Below are 22114 nucleotides of genomic sequence, written 5' to 3' on the forward strand. Positions count from 1 at the left end.
GTCATGCGCCTTCCAAGGCACCTGACCGCACCACTGCTCATCGGGTCGTTCCGCAGGCTCCACTCCTACGCGAAGTGCACTACAGGCCCAGATCCCGGCCGATCAGTTCCTTCATGATTTCGTTCGATCCGGCCCAGATCTTGGTCACGCGAGCGTCTTTCCAGGCACGGGCGGCGCGGTATTCGTTCATGAATCCGTAGCCGCCGTGCAGCTGGACGCAGTGGTCGAGAATCTCGTTCTGCACCTGCGAGCTCCACCACTTGGCCTTGGCGGCGTCGATGGCCGTCAGCTCACCGATTCCGTGCGCGGCAATGCAGTTGTCGATGTACGCCTGTGCCACATCGAGTTTGGTGACGAGCTCGGCGAGCAGAAACTTGTTCCACTGCAACGAGCCGATCTGCTGACCGAAGGCCTTGCGGTCCTTGGCGTACTGCAGCGTCTCCTCCAAAATGGGGCGGACGTGTCCGAGGTTGGCCACCGAGCAGCTGATGCGTTCCTGGGGGAGCAGCTGCATCATGTGGATGAAGCCGCCGTCGAATTCGCCGATCATGTTCGAGCTCGGTACCCGCACGTTCTCGAAGAACAATTCGGCGGTGTCGGATTCGGGCTGACCGACCTTGTCGAGCTTGCGGCCGCGAGAGAACCCTTCGGTACCGTTCTCGACGGCGAAGAGCGTGATGCCCTTGGCCTTCTTCTCCGGCGTCGTGCGGGTGGCGACGATGACGAGATCGGCCGAGTTGCCGTTGGTGATGAAGGTCTTGGAGCCGTTGATGATGAAGTCGTCGCCGTCCTTGACGGCGGTGGTCTTCAGCGCGGCCAGGTCGGAGCCACCGGACGGCTCGGTCATGGCGATCGCGGTGAGGATCTCGCCGCTGCAGAAGCCGGGCAGCCAGCGCTTCTTCTGCTCCTCGGTGGTGAGCTTGACGAGATACGGAGCCACGATGTCGACATGAATACCGAAGCACGACGCCACCGCGGCACTCGAGCGGGCGAGTTCCTCGGCGAGGACGGCGTTGAATCGGTAGTCCTCCGCTCCACTGCCGCCGTATTCCTCCGGTACTTCGAGCCCGAGGAAGCCGTTGCGTCCCGCTTCGAGCCAGATCTCGCGGTCGATGTACCGCTGTTCGACGAGCTTCTCCTCGACCGGGGTGATGGTTCGGGTGACGAACTCGCGCACCGATGCACGGAAGTCCTCGTGATCGGCCTCGAACAGGCTGCGCTTCATGTATGTGTTCCTCTCGGTAACGGTGACTTACCTGCGCACAATACTCGCTGGTAACAACCGCCCGAGACGGGTGTGGCACTATGCGAACCATGGCTGACGCACCCACTTCGCTCGTTCGATCCACCACCGATGCCGGCGCAGAGATCGCTGTGCTCACCTTCGATCACGGTCCGCTCAACCTCTTCGATCAGGCAATGTTCGATGCAGTGGCCGCGAACGTCGCCGATCTCGTCGCGAGTCCGCCTCGTGCAGTGCTGCTGCGCGCCGAGGGCAAGGTCAACTCGGCAGGCGTCGACGTGCACGTGTTCCAGGGCCTGTCCGCTGCGCAGGGTGCCGATCTGTGGCGTGGTTTGTTCGCAAGCATCGCGCATCCACTCGAGGCGCTGCCGTGCCCGGTGATCTACGCCGCGCACGGGTTGACGCTCACTGCGGCGTTCGAGATCTCGTTGGCCTGCGACATCATCCTGGCCGGACCGAAGGCGAAGTTCGGTCTGGTCGAGACCGTCGTCGGTCTGACGCCGTCGATGGGTGGACCGCAGCGTCTGGCCGAGCGAGCCGGTTCGGGTCGGGCTCGCGAGCTCGTCATGACCGGAGATCTGTACGACGCGCAGACGCTGAAGGAGTGGGGCGTGGTCAATCAGATCCACGACGACGTCGACGCTGCGGCGCTCGCGCTGACCCATCGACTGGCCGACGGCCCCACCGTCGCGCACGCGGCAACCAAACAGATTGTGGCAGCGTCGCGTTCCGGTGGCGTGGCCCACGCGGACGAGATCACCTCGGAGGTCTCGGGCGCTCTGTTCGAGACCGAGGATCTGCGCGGCGCGGTCGCGAGCTTCCTCGAGGTCGGCCCGGGTAAGGCGACGTACACGGGCAAGTAGAATCGTATGAGTGAGTAACGATCAGCTGGCCGAACTGCACCTGCACATCGAAGGATCGCTCGAACCTCCGCTGATCTTCGATCTTGCCGAGCGCAACGCAATCACGCTGCCGTACAACGATATAGACGAACTACGCGCGAAGTACGAGTTCACGGACCTGCAATCCTTCCTCGATCTGTACTACGCGAACATGGCCGTGTTGCAGACCGCCGAGGATTTCGCCGATCTGGCCCGGGCCTACTTCCGCCGGACCGCGCAGGCCGGGGTGACGCACGCGGAGATCTTCTTCGACCCGCAGGCGCACACCGAGCGCGGTGTACCGCTCCAGGCCGTCGTCGAGGGATTGGCCGACGCGTGTGCGACCAGTGAGCGCGAATTCGGCGTCACCAGTGGGCTGATCGCGTCGATTCTGCGCGACAAGCCGGTACTGCACGCGAATCAACTGCTCGACGACCTGTTGGCGATGCAGGCTCCGATCATCGGCCTCGGACTCGATTCCGCCGAAGTGGGCTACCCGCCGTCGTTGTTCGTCGACGTGTTCGCCAAGGCGCGCGCCGAGGGTTTGCACGTGGTGGCTCACGCCGGTGAGGAAGGCCCGCCCGACTACATCTGGCAGGCACTGGATCTGCTGAAGGTCGAGCGCATCGATCACGGGGTGCGGTGCCTGGAAGACGAGGCACTGGTGAATCGACTTGTCGAGGAACAGGTTCCGCTTACCGTCTGCCCGCTGTCCAATGTTCGGCTCAAGGTGATCGACAACGTCGAGCAGTTGCCGTTGCGGCAGATGCTCGAGCGCGGCCTGTCGGTGTCGATCAATTCCGACGATCCCGCCTACTTCGGCGGCTACGTCGACGACAACTTCTCTGCCCTCGAAGCGGGAATGGGCCTCACCGCGGCCGAGCGAAAGCAATTGGCCGAGAACTCGATTCGCGCGAGCTTCGTCACCGTCTAGATCAGCGCGACTGTCTGGATCAGTTCGCCGTCACCGAGATCTTCGGGTAGCCGGTGGCTCCGTCTGGAACGGTGTCGGCGGTCTTGTTGGTCTGCAGCTCTCCGGCAGAGTTGGTGGCGCGGGCTCGGATGGAATGCTGGCCCGCAGCCAGATCGAGCTCGACCGTCCATTGCCGCCAGGTGTCCTTGGAGTACTCCTCCGAGAGCGTGGCCGGCACCCAATTGCCCTCGTCCACTTGCACTTCCACGCCCTCGATACCGGTGTGCTGATCCCAGGCGACGCCCGCGACTACCGACTTCCCGGCGGGCACCGAGCTGCCCGATCGCGGGGTGTCGATGCGCGAGGCGGTCTTGATCGGTCCGAGAGCGCCCCAGCCGCGATCGGTCCAGTACGCCGTCACCTTGTCGAAGCGGGTGATCTCGATGTCGGTGACCCATTTGGTCGCCGAGACGTATCCGTACAGACCCGGAACGACGAGCCGCGCCGGGTAGCCGTGCTCGACGGGCAGCGGTGCACCGTTCATCCCCACCGCCAGTAAGGCGTCGCGCCCGTCGAGCAGTACCTCCAGGGGAGTGCCCGCGGTGAAGGCGTCGCTGCTCGACGACAGCGCCATGTCGGCATCCGGCGAAATGCCTGCTTCTTCGAGAATGTCCTCGAGCGGGTAGCCGATCCACGTTGCGTTGCCCACGAGGTCGCCGCCGACGATGTTCGACACACAGGTCAGGGTGACCGTCTTCTCGACGGCCTGGCGCTGGGCCAGATCGGCGAACGTCAGCTCGATCTCGCGGTCGACCATGCCGTGGATACGCAGCGACCACGTATCCGACGCCACCCGCGGCACGACCAACGCGGTATCGATGCGGTAGAAGTCCTCGTTCGGGGTGATGTACGACGCGAGGCCGTCGATCTGCAGGTCTGCCCCGGCCGGTATCGGTGGTTGCGGCGTCGGGGTCGGAAGCATGAAGCCGAGTCGATCGGCGGTGACGGCGCGCGCCGAGGTGAGCATCCGTCCGGCCGTTCCGGCGACGACGCCGAGTACCGCGGCGCCGGCGGCGAGGGTCAGGAAGCTGCGACGGTTCATGCCCTCGGTCGCCGGGGTGGCGGCTCCGATGAGGGCGTGCAGCACAACGATGCCGACGATGACGCCGCCGATGGTCGGGACTGCGTAGAAGGCCGTTGCGTCGGGTCGCGTCACCGCCGCGAGTACGCCGAGCACGCCCAGCGCTGCGAACACCACAGCACCGATCGGTTTGCGGGCGATGCCTGCCGCGGCGGCGATAGCAGCGATCACCAGAGCCATGCCGATGAACAGGGCGAGCTTGTCGGAGGTGCCGAACGTGTCGATGGCCCATTCACGGACCGGGGCCGGACTGTTGTCGACGGCCGATGACCCCACGGCCGTCAGTGGCGATGAGTTCGGTCCGATGGGGACGGCGATCAATTCACCGACACCGAGGACGACTCCGGCGGCGATGATGCCGGACAGCGCGCGTTTACCTGTGCTCACTCGCTCCAATGTAAGCGTGCGGGGAGTGGCTGCGTGCACGGGACGCTCCACTCGGAGCGTTGGCCTGGGGAAATCTACTCGAAGGTCGCAGAAGCGGAGCAGAAATTGCGCGCATCGTCACGCCGATCAACCGCTCAGGACAGCAGGTGTTCGAGATACTCGCTGCCGAACACCTTGTGCGGGTCCATCGAATCGCGGACGCGGAGAAAATCGTCGAAGTGCTCGTAGGAATCACGCAGTTCGTCGCTGCCGAGGGAGTGCAGTTTGCCCCAGTGTGGCCTGCCGCCGACGCTGCGGCAGATGGCCTCGACGGCGTCGAAGTATTCGCGGTGATCGCGGCGGTGGTACTGGTGCACAGCGATGTAGGCCGTCGGGCGTCCGTAGGCCGTGGAGAGCCAGATGTCGTCGGCGGAGGCGAATCGTACTTCGACGGGAAACGCGATGGACATCGAAGACTGCTCGAGCCAGCGATCCACCTCGCGCAGCACCCGGCCGATCTCGGATGCCGGCACTGCGTACTCCATCTCGACGAATCTGACCGTCCGCGAGGACGCGAACACTCGGTACGAGCGATCGGTGTACTCGCGGGCCGACAGTGCCCGGGCCGAGACTGCGTTGAGTCGAGGAATCAGGGCCGGCACCCGCGTCACCATGCGGTTGAGCCCCTCGAAGACCGTGTTGGACAGTAGTTGGTCGTCGAGGTACGAGCGCACCTTTCCCAGCGGGCGCAGCACGGCGTTCCCGGGCAGGCGGGTGTTGCGTTTGGTCAGCACACGGTCGGTGTGCGGAAACCAGTAGAACTCGAAGTGGTCGACGGCAGCGACGGTGGCTTCGAGCTCGGCGAGCGTTGCCGTCAGCGTCGACGGTTCCTCGACGGCCCGCAGTGCGAACGCCGGAACGCAGTCGATCGTGACTCGGGTGATGACGCCGAGCGCACCGAGACCGATGCGGGCCGCGTCGAACAGCTCGGTGTTCTCGTCGCGGGAGCACCGGACGAGCCGGCCGTCCGCGGTCATCAGCTCCAGAGCATGCACCTGAGTGGCGATGCCGCCGAAGCGGGCACCGGTTCCGTGGGTGCCCGTGGAGATGGCTCCGGCGACGGACTGTTCGTCGATGTCGCCGAGGTTGGTCATGGCCAGGCCGAGGTCCCACAGCCGCGCGGTCAGCTCGCGCAACCGAGTGCCGGCGAGCACCGTCACCCGGGCGGAACCGTCGTCGTCGCGGACGACCGATTCGATCCCACGCAAGGAATCGAGGCTGATCTGAACGCCGTCGGTGACGGCGATCGGAGTGAAGGAGTGACCAGCCCCGACGCATCGCACCGACCGAGACCGATCGACGGCGCCCTGCAGAACGCTGCGCACTTCGTCCACCGATGCGGGCTCGGCACGATGCGCCGGATATGCCTGCTGATTGCCCGCCCAGTTCTGCCGCGACCGCTCGATCATCGAATCACTATCGCACCCTCGAAGCCGCAGGGTCGTTCCGCAGGCTCCACTCCCGAACCCTCGGGGTCGCGCCCCGTGGATCAATATGGGGCACAGACTTCGGCAGCCCCCTAGTATCGGGTCATGCAATCGAGGCTGCCCGCGGATGTGCGACGCGCACAACTGGTGCAGTCGGCGATCGACGTAGCCGAGCGGGTGGGTATCGAGTCCCTGACGGTGCGCGCGCTCTCGGAGTACGCCGACGTCACCAAGGGCATCGTGCAGTACCACTTCGAGACCAAGCAGGATCTGGTGATCGCGATGGGGGAGCACCTCATCGTCGACGTCACCGAGATTCTCCACGCGGCGTTGGACAGCGCTGTCGGCACCCGAGAATTGCCAGGAGTTCGGGGTCTGCGCGAGCTGGTGCACGGCGGACTGAGCGCAGTGTGGTTGTTGATCGAGAAGTCGCCGGATCGGCAGTTGCTCGCGTACGAGATCAAGACCTACCTCCTGCGGCATCGCGCGCTCGGGTCCGCCACCGCGGCCGAAATTGCCAATGGGCAGTACCGGATCCGCGACTCCGAGGCCCGGTTGTTCTTCGAGAAGTGCTCCGATCACACCGGCACGAGATGGCTCGAGCCGGTGGAGTCGATCGCGCGCTTCGGGATGGCGACGCTCGACGGGCTGGTGCTGCGGTGGCTGGTCGACGGTGACGACCTCGAGGTGCTGGCTCAGATCGACGACCTGTCCGGGCTGATCGCGGGCAAAGCCCTGGACCGTTGAGCACTCGCCGGGACTTCTCGGCTGCGGAGTGTTTGACTGTGTGGGTCCGGCAACGACGACGAAGGAATGGTGAAGTATGAGTTCGATCGCCGGTGTCGTCACCACTGACACGACACCACTGTCTCGTATCGCCACCGCTACCGAGGGTCTCGAATCTCCTTTGGCTGCAGTCGATTCCGTCGCACTCGATGCCAATGCGGCGGCGTTGCGAGCGCGAGCGAAGGGGGTGCCGATTCGGATCGCCAGCAAGTCGGTGCGCTGCCGAGCGGTCCTCGATCGGGTGCTCGCAGCAGAAGGCGTGAGCGGGGTCATGGCGTACTCGCTGCGTGAGGCGGTGTGGCTCGCGCGCCAGGGGGTCGAGGACATCCTGATGGGCTATCCGAGTGTCGACCGCACGGCTCTCGTCGAGGTCGTCAACGATCGGGTTCTGTCGGGTCGCATCACACTGATGGTCGACGACGTCGCGCAATTGGACATCGTGCGCGATGCCACCCGTAGCGACCTTCTCAAGCCCCGTATCTGTATCGATGTCGATGCCTCGCTACGGATCGGGCCGCTGCACATCGGGGTCAGGCGTTCTCCGCTTCGCGATCCCGAGCAGGTTGCCGCCTTCGCGCGGGACGCGCACTCGCGGGGGTTCCGGGTCGTCGGCCTGATGTTCTACGAGGCGCAGATCGCCGGTGTGCCTGATTCGAATGTCGCGGTGGAGTGGATGAAGTCGCTCTCGTCTCGTGAGATCTCCACGCGCAGAAGGGCAGTGGTCGAGGCAGTGTCCGCGGCGGTGGGTCACATCGAGATCGTCAACAGCGGCGGCACCGGGTCGATCGACTTCTCGGCGGCCGATCCGGTCGTCACCGAGGTCACCGCCGGATCGGGTCTGTTCGCGCCGACGCTGTTCGATCGGTATCGCGCTTTCTCGGCCGAGCCGTCGCTGTTCTTCGCGCTGTCCGCGGTGCGCAAGCCGACGCCGCAGATCGCAACGTTGTTCGGCGGTGGCTACATCGCGTCGGGTCCGGCGTCGGGGTCGCGATCCCCGAGGCCGGTGGCGTGGTCGAGAAAGGCCGCCGGAGTAGTGACGTCCGGGCTGAAGCTACTGCGCAACGAGGGTGCCGGTGAGGTGCAGACTCCGGTGAGCGGGGCCGACGAGGTGAAGATCGGTGATCGCGTCTGGTTCCGGCACGCCAAGGCGGGCGAGCTGTGCGAACGATTCGACACCCTGCATCTGGTGCACGCCGACGGATCCGTCGAGTCGGTCCCCACCTACCGCGGCGAGGGCATGGCGTTCGGCTGAATTCCGTTCTCGCACAGGCTCATGAAGGTGCCCAGCGTGCGCAGTCCGGCCGGGGTCGACGGCAAGTACTGGGTCAGTGCTCTCGATCGGACCAGTATCGCGGCCCACTGACCGCGAGAGACGGCGACGTTGAGTCGGTTGCGCGAGAGCAGAAACGACATGCCACGCGGAACGTCCTCGATCGCCGATGCCGCCATCGAGATCAACACCACCGGTGCCTGTCGGCCCTGGAACTTGTCGACGGTTCCGACCGATACGTCACCCAGTCCGGCGGCCGCGAAACGCTCGAGGACGACGGCGACCTGAGCGTTGTAGGCCGCGACGACGAGAAAGTCGGACTGCTCCATCGGCCGCGCGCCGTCGAACGACTCGGGGTTGCTCCACGATCGACCCAAGAGGCCCTGCACTCGTGCGACGATCTCGTCGGCCTCTTCCACCGAGTCCGTGGAGTTACCGTGATGGTCCAGATAGACGGTGTGCAGGCCGGGCTCCAGCCCTGACAGCGAACGAGACTGTGTCACAGCCTTGTTGGACTGAAGTTTGCCCTCGTACGACAGCGCCGAGACGGGCGCGCACAGATCCGGATGCATCCGCCACGTCGTGGCCAGGAAGTACCCGCGATCGGCGGGCAGAGTCGGGTGACCGTCGGTGATCCAGCCCAGGGCGGATTCGTCGACGAGTTCGGGGTGGGTGCCCTGACTGACCTGCGGAAGCTGCGCCGGGTCGCCGAGCAGCAACAGGTTGCGGGCAGACACCGAGACGGCGATGGTGTTGGCCAGCGAGAACTGCCCGGCCTCGTCGACGACCAGCAGATCCAGGGCCCCGCGCGGTATCCGGCCGGGGTTGGAGAAGTCCCAGGCGGTGCCGCCGATCACGCAGCCCTGCTCGGCGTCGGTGACGAAACGGGTGTAGTCGGTGGGTTCGACGACGGTGTGGGCGGTCGGGGCCTTCTTGCCCACCTTGGCCGAGTCCACCCCGGCGGCCACGATGGTGTCCAGCAGATTGTTCACCACGTGATGAGACTGGCCCACCACGCCGATGCGCCAGTGATGGACGTCGACCAGTTCGGCGATCACTCGCGCGGCGGTGTAGGTCTTCCCGGTCCCGGGTGGGCCTTGAACGGCCACATAGGAGTTCGCCAGATCGAGCAGCGCTGCCGTGACCGCAGCCGCGTAGTCGTGGCCCTGTACCGCGGGAAGGCTTTTGCCGGAACGGGTTCGGGGCGCGGACAGCGTCAGCAGATCGGCGATGGCCGTAGGCGGAAGGTGGGGCAGGGCAGCGCTGACCTCGGTGGCCGCTGCGACGATCGCCTCTTCGAGGTATTTGGTCGCAGGCGGCGGCTCGGGCGCCGTCGCGATGGGAAAGTCGGTGTATTCGGTCACGCCCTTGCGTAGGTTCTCCTGCACGACGACCATGTCGAGGGTGCCCTCGTAGCCGGTCTGCACGATCTCGACCGACGTGGTCGCGCGATGGGTAGGTTGCTGTTTCGGCAGCCCTTCCGGGGCCGGTTCTGCGTAGAGGAGTTTGACCTTCGAGCCCCCGAGCACGCCGTTGCTCAGATGTCCCACCAGCTTGATCTGTCGTCGTAGAACCCGCTGTGTGGGTGCCGTTTTCATCCAGTCGTGCACCAGTTCCGCGCGTTCGACTTTCAATACGTCCGCCGCATCGGGCCACTCGTCCATCGGATGGGTCAGTCGATCGAAGTGGGCCCACCAGAACGGCTTTCGCTCACGGCGGTGGTAGCCGATGGCACCGGCGAACAGGGCCACGGCCTGCTGCGTCGGGGTGCGGTCCCATGGCAGTCCCGCGTACTCGGCAAGTTCGAGTTCCAGCGGGCTCGCGGTGTCGGAGGCGCTCTTGTCGAGGTCGAGCTCCTGTTTCACCCGCGGCGGAACACCGGCGTCCGATGCGCGTTCGAGCAACCAATCGCGCAGTCGTAGAGTCGATTCGCAGTCGGTACGGTTGTACTCGGCAATATCCGCCAGAAGAGCGGCGGCCTCGTCATCCTTGCCCTGGTCGCGCAGATCGCACCAGTTCGCGTATTCGACGATCGATGCGGCGGCGTCGGTGACGTCTCCGTCACGGGAGGCGGGCATGTACAGCGGTTCGAGTTTCTTGATGCTGTAGGACCGAGCTCCGATGCGTACTGCAGACCGGACAACGGGATACAGGTCTACCAATACGTTGTCCCGCAGCAGGTTGTCGACGGCGTCCTCGCCCACTCCGTAGCGCCCGGCGAGGCGCAGCAGTGCGGTCTTCTCGTACGGCGCGTAGTGGTAGACGTGCATGCGGGGGTATGCGGCGCGGCGTGCGGAGACGTAGTCGAGGAAGTCGATCAGGGCACGGCGTTCCTGCGCGCGATCGTGCGCCCAGAACGGAAGGAACTCGCCGTCGGCGGTGTAGACGCCGAACAGGTACTCGAGCCCCCATTCGCTACTCCCGGCTTCGGCCCACAGTGGATCGCCCTCGAAGTCGAAGAAGATGTCGCCCGGGTCGGGTTCGGGGATCACCCCGAGGGCGTCGGCGTCGAAGATCTCGAATTCCGGTTCTCCGCTGTGCTCCTGGCGAACTTGCAGCGCCGCCTGGGCGCGCAGGTTCGCCGCCGTACGAGTGGACATCCCGTCGACAATCCCCGTGGAGGAGGCCAGCTCGTCCACCGTGGTGATTCCCGCGTCGAGCAGCTTCTCGCGGGTACTCGCGCGCATGCCGGCGACGAGAACCAGGTCTCGGTGCTGTTCCACCTCGACAACGCAGGCCTCGCACTGCCCGCACCCGGAGTAGCGCGAATCGAACCAATCGACGACGGTGCCTTCGGCGTGGTGCTCGTCGAGGATGTGTTGCAGATGGTCCCGGGACTGCCGGTAGACCGGAAGTATCTCGGCGAGAACGTGAACGGAGTCGCTGCCGTCACCGAGCACGAGGTGTACATCGTCGCTCGGAGTCACTCCGCCGGCCCGCAGCGCATCTGCGTACGCCGCCAACTGGAGCAGAGCCGGCACCTTCGCGTGCCGCGACAGCTTGGTGTCGTACACGCCGTAGCCCGAACCCTCTGCCACCAGAAAGTCGCAGAAGCCGAGGAACCGGCCGTCGAAGAAGGTTGCCTGGTACACCACGGGGGTGCGTGCGGTCAGCGCGGTGAAGGTTGCCCACGCGGCGTCGGCCAGTTCCTGGGCGGTGCGTCCCGGTCTGTCCATCGTCAGGACGCCTCCGGGGTAGCGCAGCTCGAAGGCTGCGAGTTGACGCCGCTCGTGTTCGAATCCGAGTGCGGACGTGCGGTCGAGCATGGGGTCCGGTTCGGCGGCGGCGCGCGGGATCAGTCCGGTCAACCCGTCGAGTCGGCGAAGCAATGCGAATTCGCAGGACGCCGCCGCCGCGAGGTCGCTGGCGCTGTAGACGACCCGATCGCCGAGGAGGAACACAAGTGCCCACCCTAGCCATCGACGACAGCGGCGCCGGTCACGTTGCGCGCGGATGCCGACGAGAGGAGGCAAAATGATCGAATGCCATTTTTCGACGGAGCCACCGGTGCTGTCCATTACCGAAACTGGACCGTTCCCGATGCTCGTTTCGGTCTTGTGTTCCTCCACGGTCTCGGTCAGAACAGCGGCCACTATCACCGGTTCGCCCGGGTGTTGAACGGACGCGGAGTGGACGTGTGGGCGGTCGACCATGTCGGCCACGGTCTCACCGAAGGGGAGTTGACCGACGCGGCTCAGATACCTGGCCTGGCTCAGAATGCGCTGCAGCTGCTCGACATCGCCGAGGCCGAGCATCCCGAACTGTCGTTCGCGCTGATGGGGCACTCGCTGGGTGCCGCGACGGCCATCGCAGCACTCGGCGCGCATCCGGAGGCGGTCCGGTGCGCTGTGCTGTGTGGCACTCCGAAGTCGGTGACGGGCGCTTCCGACGACCTCTCCGACAATGTGATTCCGATCCTCGCCGTGCACGGTGTCGACGACCGCTTGGCTCCGATCGATGCAGTCCGCGAGTGGATCGGCGGTGTGCCCGACGCGTCCCTGCACGAGTTCGACGACGGAGGCCACGACCTACTGCACGAGAAGATCCACCTGCAGGTGACGTTGGCGGTCGCGGAGTTCCTCGACGAGCACATGTCCTGACCCGAGAACCGAGAAAGGGCCCGGCGTGCACAGCACGCCGGGCCCTTTCTCTTGTGTTCGATCTACGAGTAGATGGCCTCGATGTCGCTGCCACGCTCGGAGTGGATGATGTTGCGCTTGAGCTTCATCGTCGGGGTGAGCTCTCCGGTTTCGACGGTGAAGTCGTTCTCGAGGATCGTGTACTTCTTGATCTGCTCGGGGTTGGAGACCTTCTTGTTGGCCTCGGCCACGGCCTTGTCGATCTCGGCGACGAGGTCGGCGTTCTTCGACAGCTCCGAGAACGGGATGTCGGCAGAAAGGCTGTGGCGTTCGAGCCAGCCCGGCAGTGCCTCGGGATCGAGGGTGATCAGCGCACCGATGAACGGCTTGGCATCGCCGACGACGAGGCACTGACTGATGATGGCGTTGGCGCGCAGGGCGTCCTCGAGCACCGCGGGAGCGACGTTCTTACCACCCGCGGTGACGATGATTTCTTTCTTGCGGCCGGTGATCGAGACGAAGCCTTCCTGGTCGATCGACCCCAGATCGCCGGTGTGGAACCACCCGTCGACGATCGCTTCGGCGGTGGCCTTCTCGTTGTGCCAGTAGCCGCTGAACACCACCGGACCCTTGAGCAGCAGCTCGCCGTCCTCGGCGACCTTGACCGCGTGGCCGTCGATGGGCTTGCCGACGGTGCCGACGCGCTGTTCCTTGGTGGTGTTGACGGTGACTGCCGCGCTGGTCTCGGTCAGTCCGTAGCCCTCGTAGACCGGGACGCCCGCGCCGCGGAAGAAGTGGCCGAGGCGAGCGCCGAGGGGGCCGCCGCCCGAGACCGCACGATCGCAGTTGCCGCCGAGGGCGGCCCGCAACTTGGAGTAGACGAGCTTGTCGAACACCGTGTGCTTGAGGTTTAGGACCAGGCCTGCGCCGCCCTTCTCCTGGGCCTCACTCCACTCGATGGCCGTCGCGGCGGCCTTGTCGAAGATGCTGCCCTTGCCGCCGTCGTGTGCCTTCTGCTTGGCCGAGTTGTAGACCTTCTCGAACACGCGCGGCACCGAGAGAATGAAGTTCGGCTTGAAGACGGCGAACTGATCCACCAGTGTCGATACGTCCGAGGTGTGGCCCACGGTCACCTTCGACTCGAACGAGCCGAACGACACCGCGCGGGCGAACACGTGCGCCATCGGGAGGAACATCAGTGTGCGGTTGCCCTCGCGCATGGAGTCGTGCAGGGCGATCTGGGTGGCCTGGACCTCGGCGTAGAAGTTCGCATGCGTGAGCTGCACACCCTTGGGGCGGCCGGTGGTGCCCGAGGTGTAGATCAGGGTGGCGGGGGAGGCGGCGGTGACCTGGTGCCGACGGGTGTGTACGTCCTCGTCGCTGACTCCCGCGCCGCGGGTGGTCAGCTCGTCGATGGCACCGTCGTCGATCTGGAGTACCTCACGCAGGTCGGCGGCACCGTCGGTGACGTCCTTCAGGTTGGAGACATGGGACGCGGTCTCGACGATCAGCAACTTGGTCGCCGAGTCCTCGAGGATCCACTGGGCCTGATCGGCCGAGGAGGTCTCGTAGATCGCGACGGTGCATCCGCCCGCGGTCCAGATTGCGTAGTCGAGAACGACCCATTCGTAGCGCGTCGCGCTGAGAATCGCGACGCGGTCGCCGAGTTCGATGCCCGATGCGATCAGGCCTTTGGCTACGGCGGTGACCTCTTTGGCGAACTGGCCCGCTGTGACGTCGGTCCAGGTGCCGTTCACGAGTCGCTGGAACGGTACGAGGTTCGGCGATTCCTTTTCGTACCGGAAAACGGTGTCGGCCATGGAAGCGTCGTCGGGAATGGTGAACGACGCCGGCACAGAATATTCGCGCACTGCTGGACCCCTTACGGAAAAATAGCGTGGTAGTTGTGCATTTCATCACACCCCGGTCCGTAACGCACCACCGAGGGTGTCCGGTTTGTGAATTTTTGGTCGGCTCAGGGGGAGTTGAGTGTGACTCGGAGTACAACTTAACCGTCCGCAGCCGCCCCTCGCCGCCGGGTCGTGTCTGTGAGGCTGCTCGCACGAGGTGTCGGTGGCACCGTTTTCGTCACCTGATCAGCGCAGAAGGGGTCGCTGGGGTCGAGCAGGTACTAAACTCGGCGATATATGAGCACTTCAGAATCTGATCAGGATGCCGCCGTGACGTCTGACGAGACGAGTTCGACCCCTCCCGTCCAGGGCCACGCAGGTGAGTCGCCTTCGACGACGGATGACGACATCACCTTTGCCGATCTCGGAATAGACGAGCGGGTCCTGAAGGCCCTGCGCGACGTCGGTTACGAGAGCCCGTCGCCGATTCAGGCGGCCACCATTCCACCGTTGATGGCGGGCAACGACGTCGTCGGCCTCGCGCAGACCGGAACCGGAAAGACCGCGGCGTTCGCGGTGCCGATCCTGTCCCGTCTCGACGTCTCGCGTCGGGTGCCGCAGGCATTGGTGCTCGCCCCGACGCGCGAGCTGGCACTCCAGGTTGCCGAGGCGTTCGGCAAATACGCCACCCATATCCCGGGCCTGCACATTCTGCCGATCTACGGCGGCCAGGCGTACGGCATTCAGCTGTCCGGCCTGCGCAAGGGTGCCCAGATCATCGTCGGCACACCGGGACGTGTGATCGACCACCTCGAGAAGGGCACACTCGACCTGTCCGGGCTCGAATACCTCGTGCTCGACGAGGCCGACGAGATGCTCAAGATGGGTTTCCAGGAGGACGTCGAGCGCATCCTGTCCGACACTCCCGAATACAAGCAGGTTGCGTTGTTCTCGGCGACGATGCCGGCCGCGATTCGCAAGATCTCCAAGCAGTATCTGCACGACCCGGTGGAGATCACCGTCAAGACCAAGACGTCGACGGCACCGAACATCACCCAGCGCTACGTGCAGGTTGCCCACCAGCGCAAGCTCGAGGCCCTCACTCGAATCTTCGAGGTCGAAGAGTTCGAGGCCATGATCATGTTCGTGCGCACCAAGCAGGCCACCGAGGAGCTCGCGGAGAAACTGCGCGCACGGGGCTTCTCGGCCGCCGCGATCAACGGCGACATCGTGCAGGCTCAGCGTGAGCGCACCATCGGCCAGCTCAAGAACGGCCAGATCGACATTCTCGTGGCCACCGATGTGGCGGCCCGTGGTCTCGACGTCGACCGGATCTCGCACGTCATCAACTACGACATCCCGCACGACACCGAGTCCTACGTGCACCGCATCGGCCGCACCGGTCGAGCGGGCCGCGCCGGTCAGGCACTGTTGTTCGTCGCGCCCCGGGAGCGTCACCTGCTCAAGGCCATCGAACGTGCGACGCGCCAGCCCATCACCGAGATGCAGCTCCCGAGCGTCGACGACGTCAATGCGCAGCGCGTGACGAAGTTCAAGGACTCCATCACCGAGAGCCTCGGCAACGAGAATCTGGCTCTGTTCCGCCGCCTCATCGAGGACTACGAGCGCGAGCACGACGTGCCGTTGGTCGACATCGCAGCAGCGCTGGCCATCCAGTCGCGCGACGGCGAAGCGTTCCTGTTGAAGCCGGAGCCGCCTGCCCCGCCGCGGGCGCCCCGCGAGCCGCGTGAGCCGCGTCCACCTCGCACGTTCGACGAGGATGCGGCCAGTTCGCATCACCGCAAGACGGGCCAGGAGATGGCGACGTACCGCATCAGCGTCGGAAAGCGTCATCACGTTGCTCCCGGTGCCATCGTCGGTGCCATCGCGAACGAAGGCGGACTGCGCCGAAGCGACTTCGGGCACATCAGCATTCGCCCCGATCACTCGCTGGTGGAGCTGCCTGCCGATCTCGCCGACGAGACGGTCGAGGCGTTGCGCCGTACCCGCATCAGTGGCGTGCTGATTCAGCTGCAGCCCGATTCCGGTCCTCCCGGACGCAGCGGCGGGCCCCGCGGCGGAGGAAAGTTCAAGGGCAGGCGCTAGCACGACCTCGAGGTCGAGCGTTTGGTGGCCGAGGCCGCGGGTATCCAGCCGGGCATGACCCACGTCACTCTGCGTGTCAACGGCACCGATCGCGAGATCGACTGCGACACCCGAACCACCCTGCTCGACGCCTTACGAGAGAACCTCGACCTCATCGGGGCCAAGAAGGGGTGCGATCACGGGCAGTGCGGTGCCTGCACCGTTCTGGTCGAGGGTCGTCGGATCAACAGCTGCCTGACGTTCGCTGTCGCGCAGCAGGATCGCGAGATCACCACGGTCGAGGGGTTGTCCGACGGCGACACGCTGCACCCGGTGCAACAGGCCTTCGTCGATCGTGACGCGTTCCAGTGCGGGTACTGCACGTCCGGGCAGATCTGCTCGGCGGTCGCGGTGGTCGAAGAGGCCAAGCAGGGTTGGCCCAGTGCCGTCACCGAGGACCTCGAGGCCACCGACGTCGAACTCGATTCGGGTGAAGTGCGAGAACGTATGAGCGGCAACCTCTGTCGCTGTGGTGCGTACGCCAACATCGTTCCGGCCGTGCAGGACGCATCGTGAAGACCTTCGAGTACGACGCCGCTACCGCGGTCGACGACGCAGTGGCCCGCCTCGCCCGGGACGAGCACGCGATGCTGCTCGGCGGAGGAACCAACCTCGTCGATCTGATGAAGCTCGGGGTTTCGAGCCCGTCGACTCTGATCGATGTGACGCGATTGCCGTTGCACGACATCGAGGTGACCGCCGACGGTTCCCTGCGTATCGGTGCGGCCGTGACCAACAGCGACCTCGCCGTGCATCCGGTGGTGCGCCAGCGCTACCCCGTGCTCTCGCGGGCAGTGCTCTCCGGTGCGTCGGGTCAACTACGCAACATGGCGACCACCGGCGGAAACCTGTTCCAGCGCACTCGTTGTGTCTACTTCATGGACTCTTCGAAGCCGTGCAACAAGCGCGAACCAGGCTCGGGCTGCCCTGCGCGCACGGGTGAACACCGAAACTTGGCCATTCTCGGGGCTTCGCAGGCCTGCGTGGCGACGCACCCCTCGGATATGGCGGTTGCGCTGTCGGCACTCGATGCGCGCATCGTCGTTCGCGGAGTCGACGGCGAACGTGTTCTCGCGATCGACGACTTCTTCCGGCTCCCGGGGGACGAGCCCGAGCGCGACAACACGGTGGCTCGGGACGAGATCGTCACGGCGATAGAGATTCCGAAGCCGGCCGACACTGCCGTCTCCACCTACCGCAAGGTGCGGGATCGGCAGTCCTACGCGTTCGCAGTCGCCTCCGTTGCCGCTGTTCTCGACGTCGAGGACGGAATCGTGCGCGGAGTGTCGATCGCGCTGGGCGGCGTCGCGCACAAGCCGTGGCGAGCACACACCGCCGAACACGCACTGTTGGGCACGGCCGCCGAGGAGGCGTCGTTCCGGCGGGCCATGGCGCTCGAGCTCGATTCAGCAGAGCCGTTACGCGACAACGCGTTCAAGATTCCGCTGGTGATCAATCTCGTGTCCCGCACTCTGGTGGAACTCACAGATTCTGAGGTTCGGTCATGACCGCATCGATCGGACAGTCGATCAGGCGTACCGAGTCCATCTCAAAGGTCACCGGTAGGGCGCGTTACGCCGCGGAACAGCCGCCGGCCGTCGGGCAGTTGTATGCCTGGTACGTGCCCGCAACAGTTCCGGCCGGGACGGTCGAGCACGTCGAACTCGGTGCCGACTCCTCGGTGCACGCCGTCCTGTGGCACGGCAACGCCGAGAAGCTCGGCGAGGTCGAGGATGCAGAACTGCTTGTGCTGCAATCGAACACCGTCGCGTACCGCGGCCAGATCGTGGCCGTCGTCGTGGCCGAGACCCTCCAAGCCGCGCGAGCCGCCGCTGCCCAGGTGCAGGTGCGGTACGGCGACGTGCGCTCACCCGACAACACGCTGACCGCGGAGCACCGGTCGCTGTACGCGCCCGAATCGGTGAACGCGGGCTTCCCCACGGACGTCACGGTCGGCGATCCGGATGCTGCGTTGGAGACGGCCGAGCACGTGATCGACAGCTGGTACTCGACGTCTCCGATGCACAACAGTCCGATGGAGCCGCATGCCACCACGGCGCAGTGGTCCGACGGCGTTCTGACGCTGTGGGATTCGACGCAGGCACCGTCCGGTGTTCAGGGTGACCTCGCCACGGCGTTCGGTCTCGAGCCCGAGAACGTTCGCGTGATCGCGGAGAACGTCGGCGGCGGATTCGGAGCCAAGGGCAGTACTCGGCCCAATGCGATCCTCGCGGCGATGGCTGCACGGGCCACCGGTAAGACCGTGAAGCTGGTCCTGCCGAGGCAGGCCCTGTTCGATGTCGTCGGATACCGCACGCCGACGCTCAATCATGTTCGCCTGGGTGCTGATTCGAGCGGCGCACTGACGGCGATCGCGCACGATTCGTTTCAGCAGACCAGTACGATCTTCGAGTTCTGCGAGCAGACCTCGGAATCGACTCGGCACATCTACGCGGCGCCCAATCGCCGCACCACTCACCGACTCGCGAAGCTGGACGTCGGAACGCCGCGGTGGATGCGGGCACCCGGCGAAGCGCCCGGCATGTTCGCCGTCGAAACGGCCATCGACGAACTGGCCGAGGCCACCGGAATCGACCCGATCGAGTTGCGCATTCGCAACGAGCCCGACGTCGACCCCGCGAGTGGGAACCCGTTCAGCTCACGCAGCGTGGTGCAATGCCTACGCGAGGGAGCCGAGAAGTTCGGCTGGGACCGTCGGGTCTCGACTCCGGGACAGCGCAGAGAAGGCAACGTCCTGGTGGGCATGGGGGTCGCGACGGCCAGCTACCCGGTGCTGATTTCGCCCAGTACCGCGGCGGCGCGGGTGGAGCAGGACGGCACGATCACGGTGTCCGTCGCCGCGTCGGACATCGGTACCGGCGCGCGGACCGTGCTGCGACAGATTGCCGCCGATGCTCTCGACGTCGACGCGGATACCGTCACACTCGAACTCGGCGACAGCGTACTGCCGAAAGCACCTGGAGCCGGCGGCTCCTCGGGTACCTCGTCGTGGGGCTGGGCCGTCACCAAGGTGTGTCACGCGCTGAAATCCCAGGGTTCCTACGAGCCGGGCAACTCGGCCGAGGCCGATACGACCGATGACGTGGAGGGGCAGAAGGAGCTGGCGCGCATGGCTTTCGGCGCTCAGTTCGCCGAGGTTGCCGTGGATATCGACACCGGTGAGGTACGGGTGCGTCGGATGCTCGGGGTGTTCGGCATCGGCGCGGTGATGAATCCACGGCTGGCTCGGTCTCAGCTCATCGGCGGCATGACGTTCGGGCTCGGGATGGCGCTGATGGAAAGTGGCATCGTCGATCACGAGTTCGGCGGGTTCGCCAACCACGATCTCGCCGAGTATCACATCCCGGCGTGTGCGGACGTCACCGATCTCGAGGCCGTGTGGATCGACGAGGTCGATACGGAACTCGCGCCTATGGGTGGCAAGGGAATCGGTGAGATCGGTGCAGTCGGATCCTCGGCGGCCATCGGGAACGCGGTCTACAACGCGACCGGCGTCCGAGTCCGCGACCTTCCGATCACCCTGGACAAAGTGCTGCCGCATCTCTAGAGCGGCTTCGCCGCATGTGAGTGGCGGAGCCTGCGCTCGTTCCGCAGGCTCCACTCCGGTCTCGTCACCCACTACGACTTTCCACTCACATGCCTCGACGGATTCGTTTCGCAGGCTCCACTCACATGGGGCGCAGCCCCTCTACGCAAGTATCCGCTGCAGGAACTGTCGGGTGCGGGGCTCGGCCGGGTTCACGAGCACCTGCTCCGGCGTGCCGCGTTCGAGGACGACGCCGTTCTCGATGAACAGCACCTGATCGGCGACTTGCTGGGCGAAGCGGATTTCGTGGGTGACGATCACCATCGTCCACCCCTCGGCGGCAAGGTTTTTGATGACGGCCAGTACTTCGCCCACGAGTTCGGGATCGAGGGCCGAGGTGGGCTCGTCGAACAGCATCAGTTTGGGATGCAGGGCGAGGGCGCGAGCAATTCCGACGCGCTGTTGCTGGCCGCCGGAGAGCTGGAACGGGTATTGATCGGACTTGGCGTCGAGGCCGATCTGGTCGAGGATTGCGTGAGCGTCGCGGACGGCGTCGTCCTTGGCCCGCTTCTGCACGATCACCGGTCCCTCGATGATGTTCTGCAACACCGTCTTGTGCGGAAACAGGTTGTGGCTCTGGAACACCATGCCACTCTGAGCCCGGAAGTGTCGGAGTTGAGCCGCGCCGACGGGTTCGGCGAAATCCACCGACACATCGCCGATTCGGATGATCCCCGCATCGGCTCGGTCGAGAGCGTTCAACGTGCGGAGGACCGTGGTCTTGCCGGATCCGGACGGCCCGATGATGACGGTGACGGTGCCGGACGGCACGGTGAACGAGATGTCCTTCAGCACCTCGAGTGGCCCGAACGACTTCTTCAGAGCGGATACTTCCAGCAGGTCTGTCATTTGGCCACGTACCTGTCGAGTCGGACTTCGAGCTTGCCTTGGAAGAACGAGAGAACGATGCAGATCAGCCAGTAGTAGAGCGCTGCAACGGAGTAGAGGGTGAAGAAGTCGAAGGTCGGTGCCGCCGCGAGTTGCGCTACGCGCAGTAGCTCGGTCACCAGGATGGTCGACGCGAGCGAGGTGTCCTTGACCAACGAGATCAGCGTGTTCGACAACGGTGGTACCGCGGTCCGTAGCGCTTGCGGAAGTACGATGCGCTGCAGCGTGGTTCGGTATCCCATGCCGATGGTCTGCGCGGCCTCCCATTGGCCCTTGGGCACGCTCAGTATCGCCGCACGGATGACCTCGGCGGCATAACCGCCGACGTTCAAGGAGAACGCGACCACGGCGGCCGGGAACGGTGAGATCACGATCCCGAACTGCGGTAGCCCGTAGAAAATGATGAACAACTGCAGCAGCAGGGGAGTGCCGCGAATGATCGAGACGTAGAACCGGGCGACCGCAGCGAGCGGCTCGAGCGACGAGATGCGGGCCAACGCGACTGCAAGGGCAATGACGAGTCCGACCACAAAACTGATTGCGGTCAGCGGAATGGTCATTGTGACAGTGGCTTTGAGCATCGGCCACAAGTTGTCGAGGACCAACTGAGTTTTGGACGGTGCCGTCGACGCGGCGTCGTCGCTCACCGGAACCACGGTGTCTGCCGTCGGTGCGGCGACGTCACTGCCGAAGTACTTCTTCGAGATCTCGGCGATGGTGCCGTTCTCACGCAGCGTGTCGACGGCCGTATCGACCTCGTCCATCAGGCCGCTGTTCTTGCGGGCCACGAAGGATTGCAGTGTCGTGTCCCCGGTCTCGCCGGCAATCTTCACACCGGTATCGCCGGTCTGTTGCAGGTATTCGGCGATCGCGAGGGAGTCGTTGACGGTGGCGTCGACGCGGCCGTCCTTGACGAGGGTGACCGCCTGGACGAATCCCTCGACGGCTTCGACGTTGGCACCTGCGTTCGCAGCGACCTCGGCCCAGTTGCTCGTCGAGGATTGGGCGGTGGTCTTGCCTGCCAGGTCGGCGAGAGTCGAAATAGTGGAGTCGTCTGCAGCGGTGAGGATCTGACCTTCCGACACCGTGTAGGGCGTGGACAGGTCGTATGCCGATTGCCGGGCCGGGGTGATCGAGACCTGGTTGGCGATGAGGTCGAATCGCTGGGATTGCAGGCCGGCGAATATCGAATCGAACGGCGTCTGCACGAAGTCGACGCGTACCCCCAGTTCCGCACCGACGGCGTTGATCACGTCGATGTCGTACCCGGTGAGCTGCCCGTCCGCGCCCTGATAGCTGAACGGGCTGTAGGTGCCTTCGGTGCCGACCACCAGCACCCCGTCGTCGCGGACGCGGTCCAGCAACGACTGCGAGGACGAGCTGCATCCGGACAACCCCAGTATGGCGATCAGAATCGCGACCAGAGCAAGAGTAGATCTGCGCACCATCCGCGCCTGC

General features: G+C 65.2%; 16 protein-coding genes. 9 read left to right on the plus strand and 7 right to left on the minus strand.

Annotated features, from left to right (window positions below):
• Nucleotides 1-79: 79 nt before the first annotated feature.
• Nucleotides 80-1225 carry an acyl-CoA dehydrogenase family protein gene (locus tag CH286_RS15930; protein WP_032396497.1) on the minus strand — a complete coding sequence of 382 codons (1146 nt, stop codon included), beginning with the start codon at nucleotides 1223-1225 and terminating at the stop codon, nucleotides 80-82.
• Nucleotides 1226-1314: 89 nt separating this feature from the next.
• Between CH286_RS15930 and CH286_RS15935 the strand changes: the two genes are divergently transcribed.
• Together CH286_RS15935 and CH286_RS15940 are read left to right on the plus strand one after the other, a co-directional pair.
• On the plus strand, nucleotides 1315-2106 hold the full coding sequence (locus tag CH286_RS15935; protein WP_094609736.1) for an enoyl-CoA hydratase/isomerase family protein: 792 nt from the start codon (nucleotides 1315-1317) through the stop codon (nucleotides 2104-2106).
• A 10-nt stretch (nucleotides 2107-2116) separates the two neighbouring features.
• A complete protein-coding gene (locus CH286_RS15940) occupies nucleotides 2117-3058 on the plus strand; it encodes an adenosine deaminase (protein ID WP_094609694.1) in 942 nt (313 codons plus the stop codon).
• 19 nt (nucleotides 3059-3077) lie between these two features.
• Here the strand turns inward: CH286_RS15940 and CH286_RS15945 are convergent, their stop codons facing one another.
• Together CH286_RS15945 and CH286_RS15950 are read right to left on the minus strand one after the other, a co-directional pair.
• Nucleotides 3078-4565, minus strand: coding sequence for a molybdopterin-dependent oxidoreductase (locus CH286_RS15945; RefSeq protein ID WP_094609737.1), 1488 nt, complete (start codon nucleotides 4563-4565; stop codon nucleotides 3078-3080).
• Nucleotides 4566-4699: 134 nt separating this feature from the next.
• Entirely contained in the window at nucleotides 4700-6013 is a 1314-nt protein-coding gene (locus tag CH286_RS15950) for a D-arabinono-1,4-lactone oxidase (RefSeq protein WP_094609695.1), read from the minus strand.
• A 123-nt stretch (nucleotides 6014-6136) separates the two neighbouring features.
• Between CH286_RS15950 and CH286_RS15955 the strand changes: the two genes are divergently transcribed.
• Nucleotides 6137-6778 carry a TetR/AcrR family transcriptional regulator gene (locus CH286_RS15955; RefSeq protein WP_032403836.1) on the plus strand — a complete coding sequence of 214 codons (642 nt, stop codon included), beginning with the start codon at nucleotides 6137-6139 and terminating at the stop codon, nucleotides 6776-6778.
• 76 nt (nucleotides 6779-6854) lie between these two features.
• Nucleotides 6855-8069 (plus strand): alanine racemase, encoded by a 1215-nt coding sequence (locus CH286_RS15960; protein ID WP_037153337.1) that lies wholly within the window; start codon nucleotides 6855-6857, stop codon nucleotides 8067-8069.
• On the opposite strand, the gene CH286_RS15965 is transcribed toward CH286_RS15960, so the two are convergent.
• Nucleotides 8039-11488, minus strand: coding sequence for a TM0106 family RecB-like putative nuclease (locus CH286_RS15965; RefSeq protein ID WP_094609696.1), 3450 nt, complete (start codon nucleotides 11486-11488; stop codon nucleotides 8039-8041). The two genes, CH286_RS15960 and CH286_RS15965, sit on opposite strands and share 31 nt — an antisense overlap.
• Nucleotides 11489-11569: 81 nt before the next feature.
• On the opposite strand from CH286_RS15965, the gene CH286_RS15970 reads away from it, so the two are divergent.
• On the plus strand, nucleotides 11570-12187 hold the full coding sequence (locus CH286_RS15970) for an alpha/beta hydrolase (protein ID WP_032380625.1): 618 nt from the start codon (nucleotides 11570-11572) through the stop codon (nucleotides 12185-12187).
• Nucleotides 12188-12249: 62 nt separating this feature from the next.
• Here the strand turns inward: CH286_RS15970 and CH286_RS15975 are convergent, their stop codons facing one another.
• Nucleotides 12250-14037, minus strand: coding sequence for an AMP-dependent synthetase/ligase (locus CH286_RS15975; RefSeq protein WP_037172286.1), 1788 nt, complete (start codon nucleotides 14035-14037; stop codon nucleotides 12250-12252).
• Between the two features lie 276 nt (nucleotides 14038-14313).
• On the opposite strand from CH286_RS15975, the gene CH286_RS15980 reads away from it, so the two are divergent.
• From CH286_RS15980 to CH286_RS15995, 4 genes are read left to right on the plus strand one after another with little or no spacing between them, the layout of a single operon-like run.
• Nucleotides 14314-16122 carry a DEAD/DEAH box helicase gene (locus CH286_RS15980; protein ID WP_032380623.1) on the plus strand — a complete coding sequence of 603 codons (1809 nt, stop codon included), beginning with the start codon at nucleotides 14314-14316 and terminating at the stop codon, nucleotides 16120-16122.
• 54 nt (nucleotides 16123-16176) lie between these two features.
• The gene (locus CH286_RS15985; protein WP_094609739.1) at nucleotides 16177-16677 is read left to right on the plus strand and encodes a 2Fe-2S iron-sulfur cluster-binding protein; all 501 of its coding nucleotides are present in this window, start codon (nucleotides 16177-16179) and stop codon (nucleotides 16675-16677) included.
• Nucleotides 16674-17669: an FAD binding domain-containing protein gene (locus tag CH286_RS15990; RefSeq protein WP_094609697.1), complete on the plus strand. Its 996-nt coding sequence runs from the start codon at nucleotides 16674-16676 to the stop codon at nucleotides 17667-17669. Before CH286_RS15985 ends, CH286_RS15990 begins: the two co-directional genes overlap by 4 nt.
• Nucleotides 17666-19729: a xanthine dehydrogenase family protein molybdopterin-binding subunit gene (locus tag CH286_RS15995; protein WP_094609698.1), complete on the plus strand. Its 2064-nt coding sequence runs from the start codon at nucleotides 17666-17668 to the stop codon at nucleotides 19727-19729. Before CH286_RS15990 ends, CH286_RS15995 begins: the two co-directional genes overlap by 4 nt.
• Nucleotides 19730-19870: 141 nt before the next feature.
• Here the strand turns inward: CH286_RS15995 and CH286_RS16000 are convergent, their stop codons facing one another.
• Both CH286_RS16000 and CH286_RS16005 read right to left on the minus strand, forming a co-directional pair.
• Nucleotides 19871-20617, minus strand: coding sequence for an amino acid ABC transporter ATP-binding protein (locus tag CH286_RS16000; RefSeq protein ID WP_094609699.1), 747 nt, complete (start codon nucleotides 20615-20617; stop codon nucleotides 19871-19873).
• On the minus strand, nucleotides 20614-22104 hold the full coding sequence (locus tag CH286_RS16005; protein ID WP_080730752.1) for an ABC transporter permease subunit: 1491 nt from the start codon (nucleotides 22102-22104) through the stop codon (nucleotides 20614-20616). The genes CH286_RS16000 and CH286_RS16005 overlap by 4 nt, the downstream gene beginning before the upstream one ends.
• Nucleotides 22105-22114 lie beyond the last annotated feature (10 nt).

Origin of the sequence: Rhodococcus sp. WWJCD1, from assembly GCF_002258735.1 — a bacterium.
Lineage (GTDB): Bacteria > Actinomycetota > Actinomycetes > Mycobacteriales > Mycobacteriaceae > Rhodococcoides.